Here is a 24718-nt window from a genome sequence, read left to right as displayed (position 1 = left end):
TTGACTATATAGTTATTAATGATAATTTAATTGACATATTGATAAAATGTAATAAAGATTTAGATTTTATTCTTAACTTTAAACTTTCAAAAATTTCTGATCATGATTAAGCTTAATAGAAGGCAGCAACTTATTATCGATGAATTAGATGAGCATAATTTCACTAAAGTTAATGAGCTTTGTGAAAAATTAAATGTTTCGGCGGTTACTATCAGAAAGGATCTTCAATATTTGGAAAATACCGGTCTTTTATATAGAACACATGGTGGAGCAAGTAAGCAACCTCTCTATGCTTTCGAAAAAAATATTAACGAAAAAGAATTTGTGCAAGTAATGCAAAAACAAAAAATAGCGAAAGCTGCACTTAAGTTCGTTAACGATCAGGATTTTATTATTTTAGCTTCAGGAACTACTGTATATTATTTAGCAAAAATCATTTCAGGATATGAAAAATTAACGATCATTACCTCTTCGTTAAGTGTATCTATGGAGTTGAGTAAGGATTCTTTTATTGATGTAATTCAGCTGGGGGGAAATCTAAGGAAAAGCTCCATTTCCGTGATAGGATCTTTAGCAGAATCCGAATTAAAAAAATTTTCATGTAATAAATTGTTTTTGGGGATAGATGGCATAGACCTGGACTTTGGTCTTTCAACCTCCAATTCAACAGAAGCCCATCTTAATAAAGTAATGATAGAGCAATCGGAGAAAGTCATAGTTTTGGCTGATTCAACTAAAATAAATAAAAGAGGGTTTGGTCAGATTTGTTCCCTTGATAAAGTAGATGTTTTGATTACAGATAATGATATTACGGAAAAAGATCTTACCACTTTAGAAGATAACGGAATAGAAGTAATTGTTGCCAAATAAATTTTGATTTGTTTATAAAAAAACCCTTATGAAAAATCATAAGGGTTTTTTACTGAAAATATAATATCAATCCTTTAATGCATTGGCAATTATACTAAGGGGATGTTCACATTTTTTAGTGGTAAACATTTCAATTTGCCATTTACAAGTTTCGCAATCGGTTGCAACAAGATCGAAACCTCCCGTTTCAATTTGATTAAATAATGGATCACCAATTTTTTTAGAAACTTCGTGATTTTCTTTTTTAAATCCAAAAGTTCCGGCAACTCCGCAACAATTAGATTCCAAAACGGTTACTTCTACATTTGGTATAAGTTTTAACAATTCAACGGAATAATACGTCCATCCTAATTTTGCCATGTGACAAGGGGTATGATACGCAATTTTTAAAGGTTTATTTTTAAACTTAAGTTTAGTGTCAGAAGAACTCAGTAATCGGTAAATGTATCGAGTAGCTAATTCTACTTGATCTTTAACGGAACTATTATCTACTCCCAAAAGATGAGAATGTTCATCACGTACAGTAAACGTACAGGAAGAAGAAGTAGTGATTACCGGAAGTTTTTTGTCTATTACGGATTTGCGAATTTCAGCTTCATCGATAGTCGCGTTTTTCTTAGCTTTATCTATAAAACCGTTTGATATTAAAGCAATACCACAACATCTTTCTTTTTCAAGAAGTTGAATCCCTATGTTCAATGAGTTAAGAACTTTGATCATATCCTTTCCAAGCTGCGGATTATTATAATTTACATAACAACCGTGAAAATAAGATACTTGTGTTGGATATTTTTTTTGTTCTTCAGCAACATTTTTGTACCAACTTCTGAACGTACCGAATGAATATTTGGGAAGGCTTCTTCTCTTATCTATTTTTAAGATAGGCTCAATTAAGCTTTTAACCGGTTTAAAAGAAGTCATTGCATTCACAATAGGAGCAAATGGAGTAGCCAGTGTACCCATAAAGTCCGTGTGAGCAAGAATTACATCCCTTAAAATAGGTTTTTTCTTGCTGTATTTAATGCGAGCCATTTGGATTATATCTCCAATCTTAACGTTAGAAGGACAAGCAACTTCACATCTTTTGCAGTTAATACAATATTTTAAAGACTCGTCATAAAATTCAGGGTCTTTTAAACGTAATCTTTCTCCATCAGGGCCGGAATGTTTTGGCCCCGGATAATCGGGATTTACTTTGGATACGGGACAATACACCGTACAGATCGTACATTTAATGCATTGTTCGAAATTATTTTCACTTTTATTGAGCAATAGGTTCATAGGTCTTTTCTTTAATTAAAATTTGTTCAGCTACATATAATGCGGATAAAAAGGAAACACCTGCACCGCATCCTTCTTTTAATGGATTGAACCCACTAAGAATGGCACCTGCCACATATAGATTATCGATAGGCATATCGTTTTTTATACCGTGAAAATTTTTGTCAGTTTTAACACCAAACTGTTGATAATTTTGCTTTTCAAATAAATTACTATTATACCAATCTGCTCGATCTTGTAAATAATCCGTATCAAGGTCAAATACAGGTTCATAAACTTGTTTACTATCAGCTAATAATCCTTGACTAAAAAAGCTTCCGGAAGAAAGTATTACGTTTTTGGAAGAAATTGGAATATTTCCGTGGTTAAGTGTATATAATTCGGTAACTTGATTTCCTTCAATGTTGGCATGGGTTACGCTGTCTCCCAGCATAAAAATACCGCCCAATTTTGTGAAATAATCTTTTAGATATAATTGAGTACTAACACCTACTAGGGAAGGAGGGAAGGTCGGTATTAAATATATAGGTTTTCCTACCTTTTGAATGAGTTTAGGTAATACATCCGCATTTCTAAAGCCAATACAATCAGGGAAAATAATAGCATCGCATCCTTGACTTTTTTCAGTGAGAATTTTAGCCAGAAGATATTGGTTAGCTTCTTTGTCAAATACAAAGGACAGGTTAGTAGATCTAAATTCGCTCGGATTTTTTCTGATTGTATTTAATTCCGGTAAGTTGAAATAGTTGATGGTAGTTTCCACACCTATTTTTTCAAATGCTTCCGAAATAAAATCAGGATTAAAATCTAAAAATCCCTCAACATTTATAATTGCTGCTTTTTTAATTGGAAATTTTCCATCTTCAAAAAAAGCAAAATTTGGCATGGTTAACCAAGTGGGTTTTATCATACCCATAGGGGTAATTCGATAATGATTTTTAGTTGAAGACCCTTGGATTTTTATTCCAATTCCATTTAGAAAATTTTTAGCTTCTTGGGCTAATTCTTTAAATTTAGATTCGCCCATTTTGGTATATGGATGATTCGGCGCTTGTTTAGAAAGTTCTGATAGGGAAGCTTCCGGGTTATTAACAGGCGTTCCGTCCGGAAGATTGTTTAACAAATCGAAAGAACCTGAAAAAAAATGTAAAGCACTTTGTCCGGAAGAGATAATAGCACATTTTTGCCCTTTCTGAATTAATCTAATTCCACTAACCAATCCGGTTAAACCACCTCCTACTATTACTGTATCAAATTTCATCTTTTGCTTTTTTAATTTGTTCTTGTGTCATATCTAATCCGCATACTCCTTCATAAACCCAACTGGTAAATTCACTCTCTCTTAAAGTATCGCCCCAGGCAATAGGACGTATACCTTTCCATCTTTCATTAAGGAAAATGGTTAAATCTTCTTTAGATTTATCCGGGCTTAAAACTTGATAATGGTTCATTAATCCGGCTGCTCTACAGGCACAAAGTTCTCCTTGACAGGTTCCCATGCCAACACGAGTTCTTCTACGAAGATCAATTAGATTGTTGACATGTAATTCATTAATAGCATATTCGACTTCTCCGACTGATACTTCCTCACATTCACAAACTAAACTATTTTCCGTAACCTTGTTTGCTTTTAAATTCTCTGCCATATCTCCCAATCTGTAAATGGCAGATTTACGTATGGTAGTTGGTACTGAAGTCATTTTTTGATTTATTTCTTCAGTACTTTGTTGAGATCCCGGAAGATTGGATTCAGCGGTTGTACAAGGAGTTGTATTATTTAATTTTTTACATACTAAGTCTGTAGCCCATTCAGCCATTAATCGGTACGTCATTAATTTACCACCGGTAATGGTGATAAAACCTTCCAGACCATCTCTTGTAGCATGGTCTAATAAAACGATACCTCGGCTAACATTACGTCCTGAAGGATCATCATCGGAAGCTACTAATGGTCGCACCCCTGCATACCCACGTAATATTCGGGTTTGAAGCAGGGTAGGGGATAGTTTTCCACCTTCACGGATTAAGATGTCTACTTCTTCAGGAGTAACATACATATTGTCAATTTCTTCGTAAGGGACATGGGTGGAAGTTGTACCTATTAAACAAATGGTGTCTCCGGGTACGAGGATATCAGAATCTGCAGGTTTACGACAACGGTTTAATACCATATTGTTAACTCTGTGTCCAAAAATAAGAAGCGATCCCTTCGCAGGAAACATTTTTATTTTTAAATCAGCATATTCCGCAATTTTTTGCCCCCATATCCCTCCGGCATTTACTACCACAGAAGCATATAAATTTTTTTCTTGTTTGGTTATATGATCATAAACTTTTACTCCGATGACTCTGTTTTGTTCTTTAATTAATCCTAAAACTTCATGGTAGGTTTCAATAGTTGCTCCATGTTGTTTAGCATCTACTATATTAGAAAGAGTTAAACGGAACGGATCTACAGTTCCATCCGGTACAACTACAGCACCGATTATGGAAGAATTCGCAGAAGGCTCTAAATGTAATGCCTCTTTAGGGTCGATGGCTTTAGCATCAATTCCTGCAGTATGACAAGCCTCTATAAATTTAGATTGAAAAGCAATATCGTCTTCCGGTAAGGTTAAAAAAAGACCGTCTGTTTTTTCAACACAATGGCTGGCGATACGTTTTAAGATCATATTTTCTTTGATACATTCTTCAGCGGATTCTCTATCAGTAACCGCATAACGGCTGCCGCTATGTAGTAATCCGTGATTTCTTCCCGTAGCTCCTGTAGCTATATCGTGACGCTCTAACATAAGCGTACGCAATCCTCTCCTTGCACAATCTCGGGCAGTTCCGGCACCGGTCGCACCTCCTCCGATAACAATTACATCCCAAGTGTTAGTTTTACTAGAATTAGATAATTCTGTTTTCACAAATGTTTGGTTTTATTTTAGTAGCAAAATTACGAAAGAAAACGAAACAATATGGAGTTACTATTCTGATATTAATCATTTTTTTAAAAAACAGATAAGATAATTTTTTCTTATCAATATATGATTGATGAATTAGATTAATTATTACTTAATTAATTGTAAAAGTTTTAATTAATTAAAATTTATTTACAAATTATTATGATGAAAATTTTTCTAAAAATTTTCTAATAGGGTCTACTATTACTTTTGTTTTTATCTGAAAAAGCGGTTTTAAAACGTAAGTAATGGTAAAATATTATAAGGGAGAAATGGTGATATTTAACGATGGAAAATAAAATAGATATATAGATATAATGACCTGTATTTTTTTGTATACTATCTTTATAAATTATAAAATGAAAGATAAGAGTATATAGAACTAAAAGACTTGATAATCAATGAAATTATTTCATCATTTAAAATAAGGTTTCTAATAGTTAAAAATTATTGTTGTAGTTTTAAAATTGTTGTAGTTTTAAAATGACATTGTTTTGTATGAACGATATAAAACGAAGTATTTTCATATTCAAATAAAAAAAGTTCCTTAATCAAGGAACTTTTTTAATATTATTAAGGAAATTTAGGGAATTTTTTAAAATCGGGTTTACGTTTTTCCAAGAAAGCTTTTTTACCTTCTTGGGCTTCATCCATTAAATAATACATAAGGGTAGCATCTCCGGCTAGTTGCATTAGACCATGCTGCCCGTCAAGTTCAGCATTTAAACAACGTTTTATCATACGTAATGCCATTGGACTTCGTTGCTGCATAATTTCACACCATTCTATGGTGGTGTCTTCAAGTTGTTCCAAAGGAACAACTTTATTTACCATTCCCATTTCTCTTGCTTCTTCAGCGGTATATTGTTGGCATAGGAACCATATTTCTCTTGTCTTTTTTTGACCAATACTTCTGGCAAGGTACGATGAACCAAAACCACCGTCAAAGCTTCCAACTTTCGGACCGGTTTGTCCAAATTTAGCATTTTCGGAAGCTATTGTTAAATCACAAACGACATGAAGCACATGTCCTCCTCCGATAGCATATCCGTTTACCATAGCAATTACCGGTTTAGGAATTTCCCTTATTTTTTTATGTAATTCCAATACATTTAATCTAGGTACTCCATCTTCTCCTACGTAGCCGCCAACACCTTTTACATTTTGATCACCTCCGCTGCAAAAGGCTTTATCTCCCGCTCCGGTTAGAATAATTACATCAATTTCGGGATGCTCTCGACAGTATTCCATTGCTTCAATCATTTGAAAATTGGTTTCCGGTCGGAAAGCATTATAAACTTCCGGTCGATTAATAGTTATTTTTGCAATTCCATTCCAGTATTCAAATAAAATATCAGAGTATTCTTTTATGGTTTGCCAATTTCTAGCCATATTGTATTAGATTTATTTTATTGATAATTTTCAAATTTAGGTATTTAATACCTATTATAAAAGTAAGAGTAGTATGCCTTCTTGTGTTTTACCACCAAACTATGGCAATTTTAGGGATAACGGACAAAGCTTTTTAAATTAACTTTGTACATAATTTAAAATCTTAAATGATTAGTAAAGATCAATTATTGTTTGTACTGATTGATTTTAGAAAATCTTTTTACTTGATAAAAGGTATAAAATTCTAAAAATGTGCTTTCCACTGGTTTTTTATTTGCTTTGGAATTATTGAGTAGCAAATTCCCAATAATACAAACCATAAAGGAGTAAAAATGAGAGCCTGTCTTGTGTCTTCTTTAAACCAAAAAGCCACAATGAGAAATAAGAAAAACAATAAGGATAAATAAATGGATAGAAGACCTCCGGGAACTTTATAATTTGATTTTCGGTGAAGTTCGGGTTTTCTCTTTCGGAATGAAATATAGGATATGAGGATCATAGACCAAATAAAAATAAAAAGTACGGTAGCTACCGTAGTTACCAATGTAAAGGCATACATTATATTTTCGTTTCCATAGCAAAGGATTAGTACGGAAGGGAGCAAACAGATGCAGGAGAACGTTAACCCATAGGAAGGAACAGAAGCTTTGGAAAGTTTTCGGAAATAAACAGGTGCTTTTTTACTTAACGAAAGACCGTATAACATTCTACTGGTTGAAAATATCCCGCTGTTAGCAGAAGAAGCAGCGGAAGTAAGTACTACAAAATAAGTTATACTGAATGCAGCAGTTATTCCGGCAAAAGAAAATAAAACAACAAAAGGACTTTTGTCGGGGTCTATAGTTCTCCAAGGCATTACCGACATGATTACGGCTAAAGAAAGTACATAAAATAGAATAACTCGAACAGGAATGGCATTAATGGCTCTAGGAAGAGTTTTTTCCGGATCTTTAGTTTCAGCAGCTGTCGTTCCTACCAATTCTACTCCAACAAATGCAAAAGCGGCGATTTGAAATCCTGCAACAAATCCGGTAAATCCGGTAGGGAAAAATCCGCCATCGTTCCATATATTGGAAAGCGAGGTAGTTACTCCGGATGGAGATTTGAAATGATTAATTATGAATAGTATACCGATTGCAATAAGGGAAATTATGGCAATAATTTTAATTATGGCAAACCAAAATTCTGCTTCTCCAAAAAGCTTAACGGTTAATAGATTTAAACATAAGAATAATATTATACAAGCTAAGGCAGGAATCCAGGGCGCAACCATATTCGGAAAAAGATATTCTACGTATCCGGAAATAGCGATTAAATCAGCGCTTCCGGTAACTATCCAGCAAAACCAATAAGTCCATCCCATAAAAAAACCTGCCATAGGGCCTAATAAATCGGTGGTAAAATCGACAAAAGATTTATAGTTAAGATTGGAAAGGAGCAATTCGCCCATGGCTCTCATGACAAAAAACAAAATAAAACCTATAATGGTATACACCAATAAAATTGATGGACCTGCCAAGTTTATGGTTTTTCCCGATCCCATAAATAATCCCGTTCCGATAGCTCCTCCAATAGCAATGAGCTGTATGTGTCTGTTAGTTAAACTCCTTTTTAACTGATTGTTGGAATTATTCATGTATTCAATTTTTTTCTTAGTTATGTAATAATTAATTGTTTTGTTGATAAAATATAGTATAAAATTACATTTTTTTATGAAGTTTCACATATAAATTAAAACCTATTTGTGTTTCTATTTAAAAAATAAGTATATTTAAGAATATCCATATTTTTGTAAAAAAGATAATTCAATGGAAAATCGTGTCTTAAATTCAAAAATATTTTATAATCCCGGAAAAATGCCCTTATTGATTTTTCACGGTTTATTTGGAATGTTGGACAATTGGGGGACTTTAGGAAAAAAATTTTCTGAAACCAATGAAGTACATCTTATCGATTTACGAAATCACGGTAGAAGTTTTCATTCGGATGAGATGAGCTACACAACTATGTCTGATGATATTGTTAATTATATGAAACATTATTCATTAGATAAAGCCATTTTATTAGGACATTCTTTAGGGGGAAAGGCTGTTATGGAATGCGCTGTTAAACACCCTGATCTTGTTGAAAAATTAATAGTTGTTGATATGGCTCCTAAAGCCTATCCTCCACATCATCAGCAAATTTTCAAGGCATTGGAAAGCGTTGATTTTTCAAAGGCAAATGAAAAAAAAGATGTTGAAAACATGTTATCTCAGCATATAAGTGATGCCGGAATACTGATGTTTTTAATGAAAAATGTTTACAGAACGGAAGATAACCGTTTCGACTTTCGTTTTAATTTAAAAACCTTAAAAGAGAAATACAATCAGTTAATAAATAATACAATTTCTTTTGGAAAATATGAAGGTCCTACTTTATTTATTGCCGGAGAAAAGTCTAATTATATTTTGAAGGAAGATGAATTTTCGATACGTCAACAATTTCCAAATGAAAAAACAGTTGTTATCCCCCATGCAGGGCATTGGGTTCAAGTAGATAATCCTACAGTTTTTTATGAAACTGTAAGCACTTTTCTTCAGTCTTAATTTATAAAGATTTTATCCGCTTTTAAGTTATAAGAAGAAATTTTTTACACGTACATTCTAATCTAAGGATTATAAAAGTTAGTATAAGAGAAATTTAATATACGTTGGAGACAGATTGATTATTGGAAAGGGGGAAGAACGTATCTTTACAAGAGTAAGAAGGATGGATCGAACATTTTCTACCTTAAATTTTAAATAATATGAAATACTACATAATTGCGGGAGAGGCCTCAGGAGATTTACATGGTTCTAACCTCATGAAAGAAATTAAAAAAGAGGATCAAAACGCAGAATTTCGTTTCTGGGGAGGAGATTTAATGCAAGCCCAAGGGGGAATAATGGTTAAACATTATAAGGATTTATCTTTTATGGGTTTTCTTGAAGTAGTGGCCAATTTAGGTACTATACTGGGTAATATTAACTTATGTAAAAAAGATATTACTGCATATAAACCCGATTGTGTCATCTTTATTGATTATCCCGGATTCAATCTTCGCATTTGTAAAAGTGTGAAAAAATTAGGGATAAAAACATTTTATTATATATCTCCTCAATTATGGGCCTGGAAATCCGGAAGGGTAAAGATTATTAAAAAATATATTGATCGAATGTTTGTAATTCTTCCTTTTGAGAAAGATTTTTATGCTAAATATAATTATCCGGTGGATTTTGTGGGGCATCCTTTATTAGATGCTTTAAATTCATTACCGGAACTTGATCAAAATAAGTTCAGAAAAGAGCATGGTCTCTCGGATAAGCCCATAATAGCATTACTTCCGGGTAGTAGAAAACAAGAGATTAAAAAGATGTTATCTCAAATGTTATCGGTGGAAAAAGATTTTTTATCTTATGAGTTTGTCATTGCAGGTGCGCCCTCTATTGAAATAGAGTTTTATCAACAATTTTTGAATTCACATGTAAAGATCGTTTCCAATCAAACGTATAATTTATTGAGGATATCTCAAGCTGCTTTAGTTACCTCCGGAACAGCTACTCTGGAAACGGCTTTACTGAATGTGCCTGAAGTGGTTTGTTATAAAGGCAGTAGAATTTCTTATGAAATAGCCAAAAGATTAATAAAGCATATACAATATATTTCTTTAGTTAATTTAATCATGGATCGAAAAGTAGTAACCGAGCTTATCCAAGATGATTTAAATTACAATAATTTAAAGAGTGAATTAACTAAAATATTGGAGCCGGAAAATGCAGTAAACATTAAAAAGAATTATTTAGAGCTCAGGCATAAGCTGGGAGACTCCGGAGCTTCCTCTCGAACGGCAAAACTGATAGTTGAAGAATTAAAAAAGGATTCCTAATTTAGGAATCCTTTTTTTGTAGTTATTTGAAAATTATTTTACTCTTTAACGATTTTAAATACTTTGTTTTTATATTTTAAAATATAAACACCGGAATAATAACCGTTAAAATCGACTTCTTTAATTTTTTCTCCCGGAGCAATGGTGGTTTCCATAATTAATCTACCCATAAGATCATACATGCTAATTGCTTCTTTTTTAGCCAGTGGTTTTGAGAAAACTATTTTTAAAGTAGTTGAAACCGGATTCGGTGCTATTTTAATTTCTTCATCTTCAACTGTAATATCATCTACTCCCAGGGAATTCTTATTTATAACTAGTTTTACATTTTTAGAAGAAGATAAATAATTTGAACTTTCATTAGCGGTAATGGTAATATCATAAGAACCTTCTTCAATATATCCTTGTTGAGGAGAATAAATTAAATTAGTTTCTTTATGATTTAAATTGGCTTGGACATTTTTCATCGAACCATCATAAATGAAAGTTTGTATGTCATCAGCAGAAATAACAGACTTAGCCTTATCTATTATTAAAGATATTTGCTTAGATACTTCCAAATAATTTTGAGTTTCAGGAGCACTTACGGTTACTTTATGTATACCCGCATTAATAAAGCTCTGTGGCGTATAAATTAAATTAGTTTCCGTATGATTCAAGGTCGCTGTTACATATTTTGCAGAACCGTCATATGTAAATTTTTGACTTTCATCAGCAGAAATGTTTGCCACTGCCTTTTTAATTATTAGAGTTATTTGTTTGGATGCCTCTTTGTAATTTTTGGACCCCGGAGCAAAAACGGTAATAACATATTCTCCTGCATTTCTAATTTCTTGTGGACTATAAATTAAATTTGATTCTGTATGGTTCAGGGTAGCTGTCACATTTTTTACAGAACCATCATAAGTTAATGTTTGCGTATCAGAACCGGAAATAATGGACGGAGCTTTATCGATGGTGAGAGTCGCCGTATATTCTGCAGTACCATAATTAGGGTGATTTAATTTAGCTTTAACTAAATAGGAACCGGCATTTGTATGACCATTGTTTTCATAAGAAACTTGAGTTGATTCCGGTATACCTGTAAGCGATAAACTATGTGGTTTGCCATCATATATAAATGATTTACTTTCCAATAAGACAGAAGCCGGAAATGAATTAGTTGCAACAATTTTTAATTTAATATCTTTTGAAACTTTATTGTAATTAGTAGTTTCAGGAGCACTGGCGGTAATTATATAAATTCCTATATCTGTATATCCTTGTTGAGGTTCATAGGAAATTACCGCTTCGTCATGATTAAGTCTGGCAGTAACTTTTTTAACGGTTCCATCATAATCATATGTTTGGAATTCCGGCGCCATAATTTCAGCATCAGCCTTATTAATTTTTAATGTTACAGTTTTGGATGCTGCCTTATAATTTTGAGTGGCTGGAGCTTCAATGGTTATTTTATAAGTTCCTGCATTGATATAGCCGCCTTCATTAGGGACAAATTTGATTGCTGTTTCGTTGTGATTTAGGTAAGCATTAACTTTTTTAACTGTTCCATCATAGGTGGCAATTTGTATCTCTTCGGCTGAAATTATTGTAGTAGCTTTTTCAATTTTTAAAGTAATTATTTTAGAAACTTCCTTATAATTATCAGATTCAGGCGCACTCACTGTTATAGTATATTCCCCGGCATTAATATAACCTTGTGAATAAATTAAATCAGTTTCCGTATGATTAAGGGTAGCTGTCACATTCTTAACTAAACCATCATAGATAAATGATTGTACATCATCAGCGGAAATAATTGCCTTAGCCTTATCAATGGTTAGGGTAGCGGTATACTCTGCTTTACCATAATTAGGATGAGTTAATATCGCTGTAACCAAGTATGTGCCCGCCTTTATATGTTCATTATTTACATATGTAACTTGGGTAGATTCCGGTAATCCGGAAATTACTAAGCTATGAGGTTCTCTGTTGTATGTGAAAGATTTATTTTCCAACTTCACAGAAGCCGGGAATTTGTTAGGATAATTAATTTTCAATGTAATTTCCTTAGAAACTTTTTTATAATTAGATGTTTCAGGAGCATTAGCTGTAATTACATAGGATCCTACCTCAGTATATCCTTGTTTAGGACTATATGTTACATGAGCTTCTTTATGATTTAAAATAGCCTTTACATTTTTAACAGAACCATCATATGTAAATATTTGCGTATCATCAGCAATAATGGAAGCCTCTGCTTTTTCAATTCTTAAAATTACGGTTTTAGAAACAGATTTATAATTATCAGTTGCTTTAGCAGAAATGGTAATTGTATATTCTCCGGCATTTGTAAATCCGTTTACCGGTGAAAAGGTTAATTCGGTTTCATTATGATTAAGTGTAGCTGATATCTTTTTTAAATTTCCATCATAAGTAAATGTTTGTACCTCATCGGCCGAAATTTCAGCATTAGCTTTTTCAATGTTTAAAACGATTTGTTTTGAAGAATGTTTATAATTATTGGACTCTGCAGCTTTAGCGGTGATTGTATATTTACCCGCCTGACTGTATCCTTGTTGTGGAAAATAAGATAAGGATGTCTCATTATGATTTAGCGAAGCCGTTACAACTTTTTCTTTACCATCATAAGTGAAATTTTGTAAATCTTCAGCGGATATAATTGAAGGAGCTTTATTAATAATTAATTGAGCGAATAATTGAGCGTCTTTATAATTTTTATGTATTAAAGTGGCGGTTACTGTATATGTTCCGCTTTTAATTTTATCATTATTTTCATAATTAATTTGTGTGCCTTCCGGATAACCTTCAACAAATAAACTATGTGAATTACCATCATAAGTAAATGTTTTACTTTCTAATTTAATCTTTGACGGATAAGAAACAGCTTTATTAATATTTAAAGTGATGGATTTTGTAACAGCTTCATAATTAGAGGTAGAAGGAGCACTAACAATAATTTTATAGGAACCGACATCTGTATATCCTCTTTGTGGAGAATAGGTTAGTATGGCTTCGTCATGGTTTAATTGAGCAACTACATTTTTTACTGTTCCATCAAAAGTATATGTTTGAATTTCGTTAGCGGTGATTAAAGCCTCCGTTTTTTTAATTATAAGTTTAACTTTCTTTGAAACGGATTCATAATTTGTTGAAGCGGGTGCATTTATAACAATATCATAAGAACCTGATTCCGTAAAGCCTTTTTGAGGGCTAAAGGTTAAATCTACCTCGTTATGGTTTAAAGTTGCAGAAATGTTTCTTTGTTTACCATTATAGAAAAAGGTTTGTATATCCTCGGCAGAAATTATGGATTGTGCTTTTTCAATAATTAATTTAACATCTAATGATGCTGCTTCATAATTTTTGGTTTGTTTTGTTTTTAATGTTATTGAATATTCTCCGGCATTAATATATCCTTTTTGGGGATGAGAATCAATGGTGGTTTCCTTATGATTAATAGAACCGGTAACAGTTTTTTCCTTGCCGTCATATGTATATATTTGTATGCTTTGGGCTGTAATTACAGTTTTTGCCCTTTTAATTTTTAATATTACTTTCTTGCTGGCCTTTTGGTAATTATCTGATTCCGGAGCTTCAATGTTTATTTCATAGTCTCCTGCATTAATGTATTTATTTTTAGGTAAATATTGAAGTTGGCTTTCCAAATGATTAAGAGTGGCACTTATATTTTTCTCATTACCATCATAAATAAAACTTTGTTCGTCTTCAGCTGTAATAATTGCTTCAGCTTTGTTTATTATAAGGTAGTTGTTTAGAATCAGTGTATTATAATTATTGTTTGTTATAGTGGCTGTCACCAGGTATGTACCGGAATTAATCGGTTCTTCTGTATTTTTAGGATATGAAGTATGATTAATTCCTTCGTATTCATATTTTATTTCGGTATTGTTGGGAAGATTATCTGAAACAGTGATAACATTATTATGTTTATCACCATTGTAAGTAGTTACTTTCTCGTTAAGTTTAATACCGTTAAAATTTGCCTTATTAATTAGTAATTTACCTTGTATCAACAGTGTATTATAATTAGGGTTACTTACTGTTGCCGTTACAAGGTAAGTACCACTATTTACAGGTTTATTTTTTTGTTTAGGGTAGGATGTTGCATTAATGCCTTCGTATTCATACACTATATCGGTTTCTGCCGGTACAGTTCCGGTAACCTCCATAGATTTTTCTAAACCATCATAAGTAACACTCATTTCAGGTAATGATATATTAGTAAAGTTTGCTTTTTCTATAACTAATATAATATCTTTTTTTGCGGCAAGGTAATTTTTTGTTTCAGCAGATTTTGCTGTTATGGTATACCCTCCGGCATTTATATATTCTTGTTGAGGTTCATAGGTAATTGAAGAATCAGTATGATTAAGAGAAGCGAATACTTTCTTTTCTTTTCCATCGTAAATGTAGGTATATAAATCATCCGAAACAATTTCAGTTATAGCTTTATTGATAGTCAAATTTGCCGTAAGAGTTATTTCGCAATCGGTTGATTCAGAATTATTTTTTAATTGAACGATTACTAAATAAGTTCCGGCATCAATAGGAGCGTCAGAACTTTCATTATAAGAAGTATTCCCGATACCTTTATATTTGATTTCTGCACTTATATGACTTGGAAGTTCATTTAAAAAAAATTCTTTAGTTTTTCCATCATAAGTTACTTCTGTGTCATTAATGGTAATATCTTTAAAGCTGTTACATGAAGCTTCATTTTGATATTCATAAGCACCTATATCTACGGTTTTGTTAACAATTCGAGGGCTGTTGTCTAAGTCTTTATTCGTCGAAATTATATATTCATTATTACCCTTATTTATAACCGGGCTGTTTGGATTTAATTTATATCCGTCTTCGAATAAAGGATCAGTTTGACCGCTTAAATTAAAATTATCAGTGGAAAAATTATACTGAATTAAGCTATAGTTAAAAATAGGTTTTAGACCTTCTTCATTAGAGGTTGTATTGGGTTTGTTACCCCAAATTATACTATTGTAAATTGTAGGGTTTGCATCATTACAATATAAACCACTGCCTTTATTAGCCGAAACTTCATTATCTGAAATGGTAACATTTGTAAATTCAGATTCATTTGAACGTTCGATATAAATACCTCCTCCTTCGCCGGATTTATTTCTAACGACTAGAGAATTTGTTAACAGTAAGTTTGAGTTTTCAATATAAATACCGCCTCCTTTACCAATCGCATTTTTATATTTATAATTAATAATAGCATTATCGGAAATTATTACATTATTTAATCTAGGTTTTTCTGAATTTAAATTATATACTCCGGCACCTTTTGCTTTAACATTTGTAGTTTCTATATTGTTATTAGTAATGGATACATCCTGTAAAAAAGGAGATGACTTAAGAGTATAGACACCGCTTCCCCCTATGGCATTATTACCAATTAATTTATTATTTGTAATAGTTATATTGTTTAAGAAAGAGTTAGATACGTCAATTGTTATACCTGCTCCGGCATCTACGGCATTATTATCCGATATTATCAAGTTTTTTAATTTGGGCGATGAATTAGAAAGATAAATACCTCCACCATATCCAGTATAAATCCAACTATTATTAACTGTTATGTGACAAGGAACTTTATATTTTCTTATACAATTATTGCTACGTACACTTGCATTTCCTCCTTTAATAGTAAAACCATCAAGAACTGTTTTTCCGGCATCTCCTGATGAAATTACAACATGGTATACATTATCACCTTGGAGTATAGTACTATTATTTTTCCAATCTCTTTGATTAACAGATGTTTCTGTTCCTGCAAATCCACCATAAATTTCTACATTTTTCGGTAGTACAAAAGAACGATCATTAGCATTACCACCATCACCTGCAATATATAAAGGAGAATAAGAACCATTAGCAACCCATATTTGCTTAATTAGTATCTCATTATCTATATTTTGTTCTTCAGCAATTTTTAAAGCATCAGCTAATTCCCCCAAAGCGTTTTCCCATGAACTCCCGTCTCCATTACTACCTTTTTTAACATATAAAATGTCATGTTTGGGTCTGAAACCGGGCATAAGGATTGAAGTTTTATTAGCATCCAGAGTATAACTGAAAGCTACACTAAAATTATATAACGGATAAGGTTTGCCATGTAAAAAACTTCCGTCCTTGTCTTTAGGTTCATTGTCCGGTCTTAGGGTTTTTTCTGATTTTTCTCTTGGATAGATATATTCGCCATCCTTTTTAGCATCCAAATCTACATAAGTAAAAAAAGCAGGATAGTTATCACTATCCCTTAGATTTCCGGCTTTAATCAATAATTTTTTATTAAGATATATATTTTGCTGTCCGTATATGACCTCTACATTTCCGGTAATAGCATTTGTACAAGAAATAATTATCGTATTATTATTCGAATCGATTTTTACCTCAGATATATTTTGTTCCACCCCGTTATTCTTTATTTTAAATCCATAATTGGGAAGTGCTTGCACAAGATTGGTATCAAAAACAAGAGGGGGTTGCGGTACATGAAATATAATCCCCACTGAATTCGACGATATACGATAGATTTGTTTAGGTTGTAAAGGTTTAAAATCTTCGCCTAATACTTGGGTTTTATAATACACTTTTGCCAACATTTCACCATACCATCTGTATCCATTGGCATCCATATGAATTCCTCTGTGTGGCAAATGATAAATTGGGCCGGCATTTATAATGTCATCATATGTATTTGATAACTCTAATTGAGCAAGTCCAATATTGAGATTATCATCATTTCGTAATGATCCTACTTGATAGGTAATAAAAACCGGTTTTTTAGTTTGCCCATAAGCATTCATGATATCTTTCTGCATATCATTTTTTAGTTCAACCATAAGCTTTTTATAGACATTTTTGTCAAGAGTAGCACCTCTAGTATTATCATCATGAAGAGTAAAATAATTGTATTCTCCCTGAAGCCAAAAAATTGCCGGAGTGACCATTTTGTAACCATTTGATCGGGCAATATTTGCAGCAGATTCAATTGATTTTAAAAAATAATCTTTATAATAATTTTTTTGTAAAACCCCTTTTTTAGATAAAGCTTCAATGCTTTTTCCATTTTCTCCATCGGAAGAAGCCAGATATTTAATCCCTGATTTAGGCTGTTTTAATTGTAAATGGTTTACAAGGCCAACTAAAGGAGTTTCCGCCAACGTGATGGATGCTCGGTTTTTAGGATAATTTTGGTACATTATGGCAGTGGAAGCTTTCAACGGATTAAATTCTGTGAAATGGGTATTTCCCTGCTCGATCCAGACTTGATCTCCTATCATATAGTTTCCCTCAATATTTTCGGTAGATAGAGCGGGATAAGATTGAGCTCCTGTCGACAAACTTTGTCCATACATAATTAAATGTTGGTAGGTTCTGTCTTTAAGTGTTTGAGAAGATTCTGTAAGTATTGGATTTTTTTCTTGTGAATAAAGGAATCCAATGCCTATAGTTTGCAATAAAATAAGAACAAAATATAGATGTTTCATATATCAACTTTTGATCAAAAAATTAAATAATTAATTAAATTATCAAAGTGAATGAAGTAATCTGATTAATAAAGAATATTTAAATAGAATTAAAAAATAAATATAATAAATTGATAATAAGAACTATTTAAATAACATAAACTAAAACTAATTACACACACACAACTATACAAAATTACAAATATTCTGTATTAATTTTAGGAAATTTATTGGAAATTTAATATAAAAACTTGTTTTAAATAATTAATTTAATTAAAATTAAGTGTATTATTGTTAATGATAGTAAATTAAGTGTATAGAAATTATTATAATAATTACTATACTTTAAAAAAAATATTATAAAAAAATAATTTGTAATGCTATTGTAGAAATTATTTTATAAATAAAAAAATATTTTATAAATATCGGGCTACATTAGTATAGAGTAAATGTAATTAGATAAGTTATTGCTATCAACGTTGACTTGAAAAGTATAAAGATTTAGTTTGGACTGTTAATTTGAGAAAACTATTTCCAATCTTTTAAATACAGAGGGTCGAAATAGGCAACATCTTCAAATGTGGTTTGTTGGAATTTTTTATAGGAGAGATCAACCATATTTTTTGCTTGAGGATAAGCATTAATAAAGGTAGCGTTTTCCAAAGGGAATGAAGTTTCTTTCAAGAAATTTTCAGTTTTTTCAACAGCATCTCCAACAAAGAGTACTTTCTTTGAACTTATTTGTTCAAAAGATTTTTCATTTAAAATATGAGCATGAGTCTCAATTAGATATTCTCCTTTTTTATTTAAGACAGACGTGTAAATTTCCATTCTTCTCGCGTCAATAACAGGGATAATATAATCGTACTCGGAATTTAAATAGGGAACGGCTAAAATATATAAAGAGTTTATGGAGATTAGAGGAATATCATTTCCAAAACAAAAGCCTTTGGCTGATGCTAATCCTATACGTAAACCCGTATAAGATCCGGGGCCTTTTCCTACAGAGACGGCGTGGATATCAGAAAGTGCTAATTCTGCACCTTCAAGAGCCCATTGAATAAATAAATGAAGATTTTCGCTATGTTTATAATCTTGGGATATTTCTTCACAATATGAATTTATTTTACCGTCAGTTCCAATCGCTACCGAACAGTTTTTTGAAGAGGTTTCTATATGAAGAATGTTGATTGCCATTACTGTTTTTTCTTTTTCTTACGGTAATTTACAACTAATTGAATGATAATGGCAACTATTCCAATGCAAAAATAAACGATCGCAAAAAAATTATTTTGTGAGGGATCACCTTGCGTGCGGTTATACCAGAAAAACGAACGGATAATAAAATAAATACCAATTATAAATGCTATAAAATTTGCAATCTTTTTTTTCATCGTAATAGTAGTTTAACTTATTTATGCGTATGCGCGTTTTACATACAAGACTAAAGTTATTATGCCGAAAATAATATTAGGGAGCCATACTGCAAACCAAGAAGGTAAAATTCCTTTGGAAGAGAATACTTGTAAGGCTTGGAAAGAAAATATATATAAAAAAGCACAGGATATACCAATCGCTAAATTTATTCCTAATCCGCCTCTTTTTTTGGTTGAAGAAAGAGATAAGGCAAGGAAGGTAAGAATAACTACAGCTACAGATGAGCTGGTTCTTTGATGAAGCTCATTAAGATAGATATTTACATTATTAGCACCTCTCATCTTTTCTTTTTTTATAAACTCTCTTAATTCAGGAGTATTCATAGTTTCTGCTACAAAGGCTTCAGGCAGTAATTCATCGGGAGTAAAATTAAAATGTTTTTTTAACGTACTTCCGTTTTTTAAAGATACTATATTTCCATTAGAAGACATCTCCTTTTCGTAATAGTTGCCTAAGACATAGGTATTGTCTTCTTCAGACCAATAAATTTCAGCAGAACGTAATTCGTGCAGCAATATTCTTTTTTCATTAAATTTCTGATATAAAAATCCCGTTCCTCTCTTCATTTGACGATTATAGCTGTTAACGAAAATATATTCTGTAGGAGATATTTGTGCAGATATATTTTGATTGGCCATATAAGCATCTTTTTTGTTTCCGGTAAGAATTTTTACATTAAACTCATTCTTTTTAATGTTTGCCCAAGGAAGAAGAAAATGATTGGTCATGAAAGAACCTAACGCTATCATGATTCCCACGATAAAATAGGGTCGTGAAAATCTGAAAAAACTGGTCCCTGAGCTGGTTATGGCAACAATTTCCGTATTATTTGCCATTCGAGACGTAAAATAAATTACAGAAATAAAAACCAGTATGGATGCAAAAACATTTACTGCCCAAATAACATAAAACGGATAATACAATTTTAAGGTATCCAATACGGAAAATCCGTTTTCGCTGAATTCCTGATAATGACTTTGAATATCAATAATTACAAAAACAGCAATTAAAAGAAGCAGCATGAAAAACAAGGTTCCCAGAAAGTTTCGAATAATATACCGGTCTAAAATAGTAATCATAATCTGTTTCTTAGCTGCGGAATGACCGATTTTTTCCAACTTGTAAAATCACCTTCTATAATATGTTTACGAGCGGTTTTAACCAAGTCTAAATAAAACGCAAGATTATGTACAGAAGCAATTTGTTTTCCTAAAAATTCATTAGCAGAAAACAAATGCCTAAGATAGGCTTTGGAGTAATCATGGTCAACAAAAGCAGTACCTTTAGGGTCCAGTTCGGAAAAATCATCCGCCCATTTTTTGTTTTTAATATTAATAACGCCATCCCAGGTAAATAGCATACCGTTTCGGGCATTTCGAGTAGGCATTACACAGTCCATCATATCAATACCTAAAGAAATGGATTCCAAAATATTCCATGGAGTACCCACACCCATTAAATATCTCGGTTTTTCAAGAGGCAAAATATCAGTTACCAAATCGGTGATACGATACATTTCTTCTTCCGGTTCTCCAACGCTTAACCCCCCAATAGCATTACCATCCGCATTGACAGAGGAAATAAATTCTGCAGAAAATTTGCGTAAATCATCGAAGGTACTTCCTTGTACAATAGGGAATAAATGTTGTTTGTAATTATAAAATTCCGGATTTTCATCACACCATTTCACACAACGTTTAAGCCATTTATGTGTAATTTCCAATGAATTTTTAGCATAGGAATAATCGCAAGGATAGGGGGTACATTCATCAAACGCCATAAAGATATCCCCCCCGATATATCGTTGGATTTCCATAGATTTTTCAGGTGTAAAAAAATGATACGATCCATCAATGTGCGATTTAAATTTTACTCCCTCTTCTTGGATTTTCCGAGTTTGAGAAAGAGAAAATACTTGATAACCGCCACTATCTGTAAGGATAGGACGATCCCAATGGATAAATTTATGTAACCCACCGGCCTTGTATAATATATCGGTGCCCGGTCTTAAATATAGATGATAAGTATTTCCTAAAATGATTTGGGCATTAATATCTTCTTTTAGTTCTCTTTGATGTACTGATTTTACTGATCCAACCGTTCCTACCGGCATAAAAATAGGGGTTTCTACTTTTCCATGATCGGTTTGCAGAATACCTGCTCTTGCTTTAGAATTTTTATCTTTAACGTTACTACTAAAAAACATAAATGCAAATATATAAACTGATTTAAAAAATATTCTAAAAAAGGATGTTTTTTAACATTTAAGATAACCTGTTAATTTTGACTATTTTGCTTTTTAAATGTTGGGTTTGATATTTAATTAAATAGAGTATTCTTGGATAAAGAATGGTAATTTTTATATATTTGCAAAATTGTAATCATTTTGTCTTTAAAAGAGTGATGATGTCATGCTGATAATGCTTTTTTAATATGATGTTTTAGTGATCATTCACAACTTTAATTATTACAATGAAGTATACTTAGTGTTGTGAATTGCTTCAAATTTTATTAGATATACCGAGTTTTCATAATAACAACTAGTGAACAACTTGATGTAAGGATGTTGTGAATCGCTTTTAGATAATTTAAATCATAATGGTATAAATCAAATCGCAAGTGCCCATAAGGGTTGGAAAATATGTAATGTTGTGAATTGATTTCAAATTTTATTAGATATAGAAATATAGTATTGACTTTTAAATGGGTATTTTATTTTTTTGTTTTGTATAGTTTTCAAAACTGATTGAATAGTACCCTAATTTAACTTTCAATTAATCTATTAATCCATCCATCAGATTCGGTTTACATTTATGTGAAAGAAGTCAATCTTGTTTTTTTATTGTTTAACTTATTTTAGTAGTTTCTAATCAATAAAATTATTTTTTTCATTTTGGAACTCATTTAAAAACTTTGCAAGCCCAGTATGAACTATTTAAAGTATAATGACAATTTCCGCAGCATAATTTAAACTTTCTCCTTCTAAGGCTCCTTTCAAATCTAAGCCTGATTCTTCTCGAGATTGTGCAAAAAAATGTGCTTTTCGAGCACAAGTGTCTAAGTTAAAGTTGTCTTTATTTTAAATTTTATTTAAAAAGGGATTATCGTTTTAATCGATCTGATTTAAATTCATAATCTAATGGTTGTGGTGAATCGGGTATAGACTCATCATCTAAAAATAAATCTTTTTCATTTTTAGCTATTTCATACCATTCTTTAAATTTGGGTAAACCGTAATAATTGTTCTTTTTAAATTCCTTATCATATGTGCCATCATCCATATAATGCCAAAAATGCCCCATAAACATTTGATTATAATCATAAAGTTCATCGTATTTATATTGTTCTCCCCAATACAATAAATGAGCAGCTATTTTTGCTTTTTGCGCATCACTTAATTCTTCGTTAGCATGTAGGTATTCTATATTTGTAAGATACTCAGCTACATACATGATATATAAATTTTCATCCGGTGTAGACATTTCTTTTAGAAGATCTAAGGTATTTTGATGAACTCGTATTTCTCCATTACAATCTTTAGTCCATAATAATTTTCCCAATTCTTCTAAGTCATTTTTTTTTGCATAAGTATAAAAGCGTGGAAGATGGGTGTTTTCAAGTGCCCACTTCAATAGTTTTTTATCTTCCGTATATCCAAAGTCTGTTACCAAACTGCGCATAAAAAATTCATCTTGCGTAACCAACCATGGAAACTGGCTTTTATCGTCAGTAAATAAGTATTTGTTTCGGGAGATTAATTCTTGTGGTAATTTTATTTTATACGAATTATCGGGATTAATTTGGATTAAATCTTTTAGATACGGTATAATTGTCACAAAATGATAATCTTTGCTAAAAAAATAGTTTCCTATTTCTATAAAAGATCCAAATTTAAGTCGTTCAGCTGTTAGTATTTCATTATCCAATTTATATGATAATCCATATAATATATAATTATAATTATTATCATTTAAATAATACCAATTATAAGCACATTTATCACTATATTTCCTTTCATAATTAAATATTTTTTGCATCTTTAATTTGAAATCATTATCTGTTATATCTTTAAAACCATTGTTCAGTAATCCTATATGTATAACTTTTAAGGCTAATTCTAAGTCTTTTTCGGTATATTCATAAGGGTCATCAAACTCTAACTCAGCTGTTTCTAATCTTTTTTGTAATTCTATATGCTTTTTAATTTCTTCTATATTCAACATAGTATCCGATTTTTTTAAAGTAAGGGTATCAATAGATTGAATTTCTTTTTTGTTTTTTTGTACGGTTTCGTTTTTCGGGGTTTCCTGACAAGAAATAGTTAAAATATTTCCCAGTAGAAATAGTATATTTATTATCTGTTTTTTCATAAGTTATAATTAATTTGTTTTTCCTGTTGATGGTTCTGCTATAATTCCAAATTTTATATTTAATGCGTCTGCACTTTCATATATATCGTTATCCGTTAATTTATCTTGATCTTTTATCTCATAGTCTTTAGGAACATAAAATCCATATAATTTTTTTATTTTACTTTTGCTTGTATATTATCCATAAGCATCAAAACGTATTGTATCATCTTGATTTCCACCTAATAAATATATCTTCCATCTTTCGTTTTGCCCATTAAAAATCCCGTATGCCCATTAGAGCCATTGGAATGTTTGTATACAACCAAACAACCATAAATAGGTTCAGATATTTGCTTATAATTATTTTTTGTTGCATCTTTTGTAGGAGCTAAAGAGGCTGCTGATTTTGCATGGTTATATGGCTTATTTGTCTTAGGATTTATAGTCTGTCCTATTACCCAATTCATAAAAGCGGCACACCAAGGGCCCTTTTTCCCATCTGTAGGTTTAGTTTCAAGTCCACAGTATTGTAAATACTTTTTAGCATTTGAGTACATGGGCTCTTTATCTTCTTTACAACCTTTCATTTCTTTAGCTATACTTTCTGCAAGTTCCATCCATGGCGCCCTGCCTTTGGTGTTTATAAACTCCAACTCTTTCTCTCCTCTACAAACAGCCTTATCGTATTTAAACCATGCTTTTAACTTTATAAGCCCTTCTTTACGCTTTTCCCAACCATGCGGATCGGGTTTATCTTTATGATCGGGCGAATATCCGTTAAGTATTTTAGACTGTAACCAAAAATAATTTTCCTCCTCTCCGCTTTCTTCCATAACCAAAGCCAGTCGGTTTAAACTTTGATCTAATCCTTTACTGAAACGCTCTCTTTTCCATGCCTTAACTTCTTTTATTTTAGCCGAATCATAGTCTTTATCTTCCCATGTTGAAACCCTTTTAAAAACCTCCCATTCCCAACCGGCACTGTCTATGGCATAATGTAGATCTTTGGATATC

At 31.8% G+C, this 24718-nt stretch carries 14 protein-coding genes and 1 pseudogene; 3 read left to right on the top strand and 12 right to left on the bottom strand.

Annotated elements, in window-relative coordinates:
• Window positions 1–102: 102 nt before the first annotated feature.
• Window positions 103–870, top strand: a complete 768-nt coding sequence (locus tag GFV01_RS07610) for a DeoR/GlpR family DNA-binding transcription regulator (protein ID WP_105296437.1) — start codon at window positions 103–105, stop codon at window positions 868–870.
• A gap of 66 nt (window positions 871–936) precedes the next feature.
• Here the strand turns inward: GFV01_RS07610 and glpC are convergent, their stop codons facing one another.
• The 5 genes from glpC to cycA form a co-directional block, all read right to left on the bottom strand.
• Entirely contained in the window at window positions 937–2151 is a 1215-nt protein-coding gene (gene glpC / locus GFV01_RS07605) for an anaerobic glycerol-3-phosphate dehydrogenase subunit GlpC (protein WP_160566109.1), read from the bottom strand.
• Window positions 2132–3412: a glycerol-3-phosphate dehydrogenase subunit GlpB gene (gene glpB / locus GFV01_RS07600; protein WP_160566106.1), complete on the bottom strand. Its 1281-nt coding sequence runs from the start codon at window positions 3410–3412 to the stop codon at window positions 2132–2134. Before glpB ends, glpC begins: the two co-directional genes overlap by 20 nt.
• The gene (gene glpA, locus GFV01_RS07595) at window positions 3402–5063 is read right to left on the bottom strand and encodes an anaerobic glycerol-3-phosphate dehydrogenase subunit A (protein WP_160566103.1); all 1662 of its coding nucleotides are present in this window, start codon (window positions 5061–5063) and stop codon (window positions 3402–3404) included. The genes glpB and glpA overlap by 11 nt, the downstream gene beginning before the upstream one ends.
• A gap of 609 nt (window positions 5064–5672) precedes the next feature.
• Window positions 5673–6491: a 1,4-dihydroxy-2-naphthoyl-CoA synthase gene (gene menB / locus GFV01_RS07590; protein ID WP_160566100.1), complete on the bottom strand. Its 819-nt coding sequence runs from the start codon at window positions 6489–6491 to the stop codon at window positions 5673–5675.
• Window positions 6492–6735: 244 nt separating this feature from the next.
• Window positions 6736–8127, bottom strand: a complete 1392-nt coding sequence (gene cycA / locus GFV01_RS07585) for a D-serine/D-alanine/glycine transporter (RefSeq protein ID WP_160566098.1) — start codon at window positions 8125–8127, stop codon at window positions 6736–6738.
• 172 nt (window positions 8128–8299) lie between these two features.
• On the opposite strand from cycA, the gene GFV01_RS07580 reads away from it, so the two are divergent.
• Window positions 8300–9079: an alpha/beta fold hydrolase gene (locus tag GFV01_RS07580; RefSeq protein WP_160566095.1), complete on the top strand. Its 780-nt coding sequence runs from the start codon at window positions 8300–8302 to the stop codon at window positions 9077–9079.
• Between the two features lie 200 nt (window positions 9080–9279).
• Window positions 9280–10398, top strand: a complete 1119-nt coding sequence (lpxB, locus tag GFV01_RS07575; RefSeq protein ID WP_160566093.1) for a lipid-A-disaccharide synthase — start codon at window positions 9280–9282, stop codon at window positions 10396–10398.
• 38 nt (window positions 10399–10436) lie between these two features.
• Here lpxB and GFV01_RS07570 read toward each other — a convergent pair whose 3' ends face one another.
• The 7 genes and pseudogenes from GFV01_RS07570 to GFV01_RS07540 form a co-directional block, all read right to left on the bottom strand.
• Window positions 10437–17936: an MBG domain-containing protein gene (locus GFV01_RS07570; RefSeq protein ID WP_160566090.1), complete on the bottom strand. Its 7500-nt coding sequence runs from the start codon at window positions 17934–17936 to the stop codon at window positions 10437–10439.
• Between the two features lie 507 nt (window positions 17937–18443).
• The gene (tsaB, locus tag GFV01_RS07565) at window positions 18444–19106 is read right to left on the bottom strand and encodes a tRNA (adenosine(37)-N6)-threonylcarbamoyltransferase complex dimerization subunit type 1 TsaB (RefSeq protein ID WP_160557814.1); all 663 of its coding nucleotides are present in this window, start codon (window positions 19104–19106) and stop codon (window positions 18444–18446) included.
• Between the two features lie 5 nt (window positions 19107–19111).
• Window positions 19112–19309 (bottom strand): hypothetical protein, encoded by a 198-nt coding sequence (locus GFV01_RS07560; protein WP_160566087.1) that lies wholly within the window; start codon window positions 19307–19309, stop codon window positions 19112–19114.
• A 21-nt stretch (window positions 19310–19330) separates the two neighbouring features.
• Window positions 19331–20470 carry an LptF/LptG family permease gene (locus tag GFV01_RS07555; protein WP_255448671.1) on the bottom strand — a complete coding sequence of 380 codons (1140 nt, stop codon included), beginning with the start codon at window positions 20468–20470 and terminating at the stop codon, window positions 19331–19333.
• Window positions 20428–21558: a tRNA guanosine(34) transglycosylase Tgt gene (tgt, locus tag GFV01_RS07550; protein ID WP_160566084.1), complete on the bottom strand. Its 1131-nt coding sequence runs from the start codon at window positions 21556–21558 to the stop codon at window positions 20428–20430. The genes GFV01_RS07555 and tgt overlap by 43 nt, the downstream gene beginning before the upstream one ends.
• An 895-nt stretch (window positions 21559–22453) precedes the next feature.
• The gene (locus tag GFV01_RS07545) at window positions 22454–23722 is read right to left on the bottom strand and encodes a hypothetical protein (RefSeq protein ID WP_160566081.1); all 1269 of its coding nucleotides are present in this window, start codon (window positions 23720–23722) and stop codon (window positions 22454–22456) included.
• A gap of 221 nt (window positions 23723–23943) precedes the next feature.
• Window positions 23944–24718 (bottom strand): annotated as a pseudogene (locus GFV01_RS07540) (hypothetical protein); the annotation flags it as partial.

It is taken from the genome of Apibacter sp. B2912, from assembly GCF_009827835.1.
Lineage (GTDB): Bacteria > Bacteroidota > Bacteroidia > Flavobacteriales > Weeksellaceae > Apibacter.
This window is presented reverse-complemented; position numbering and strand designations above follow the sequence as displayed.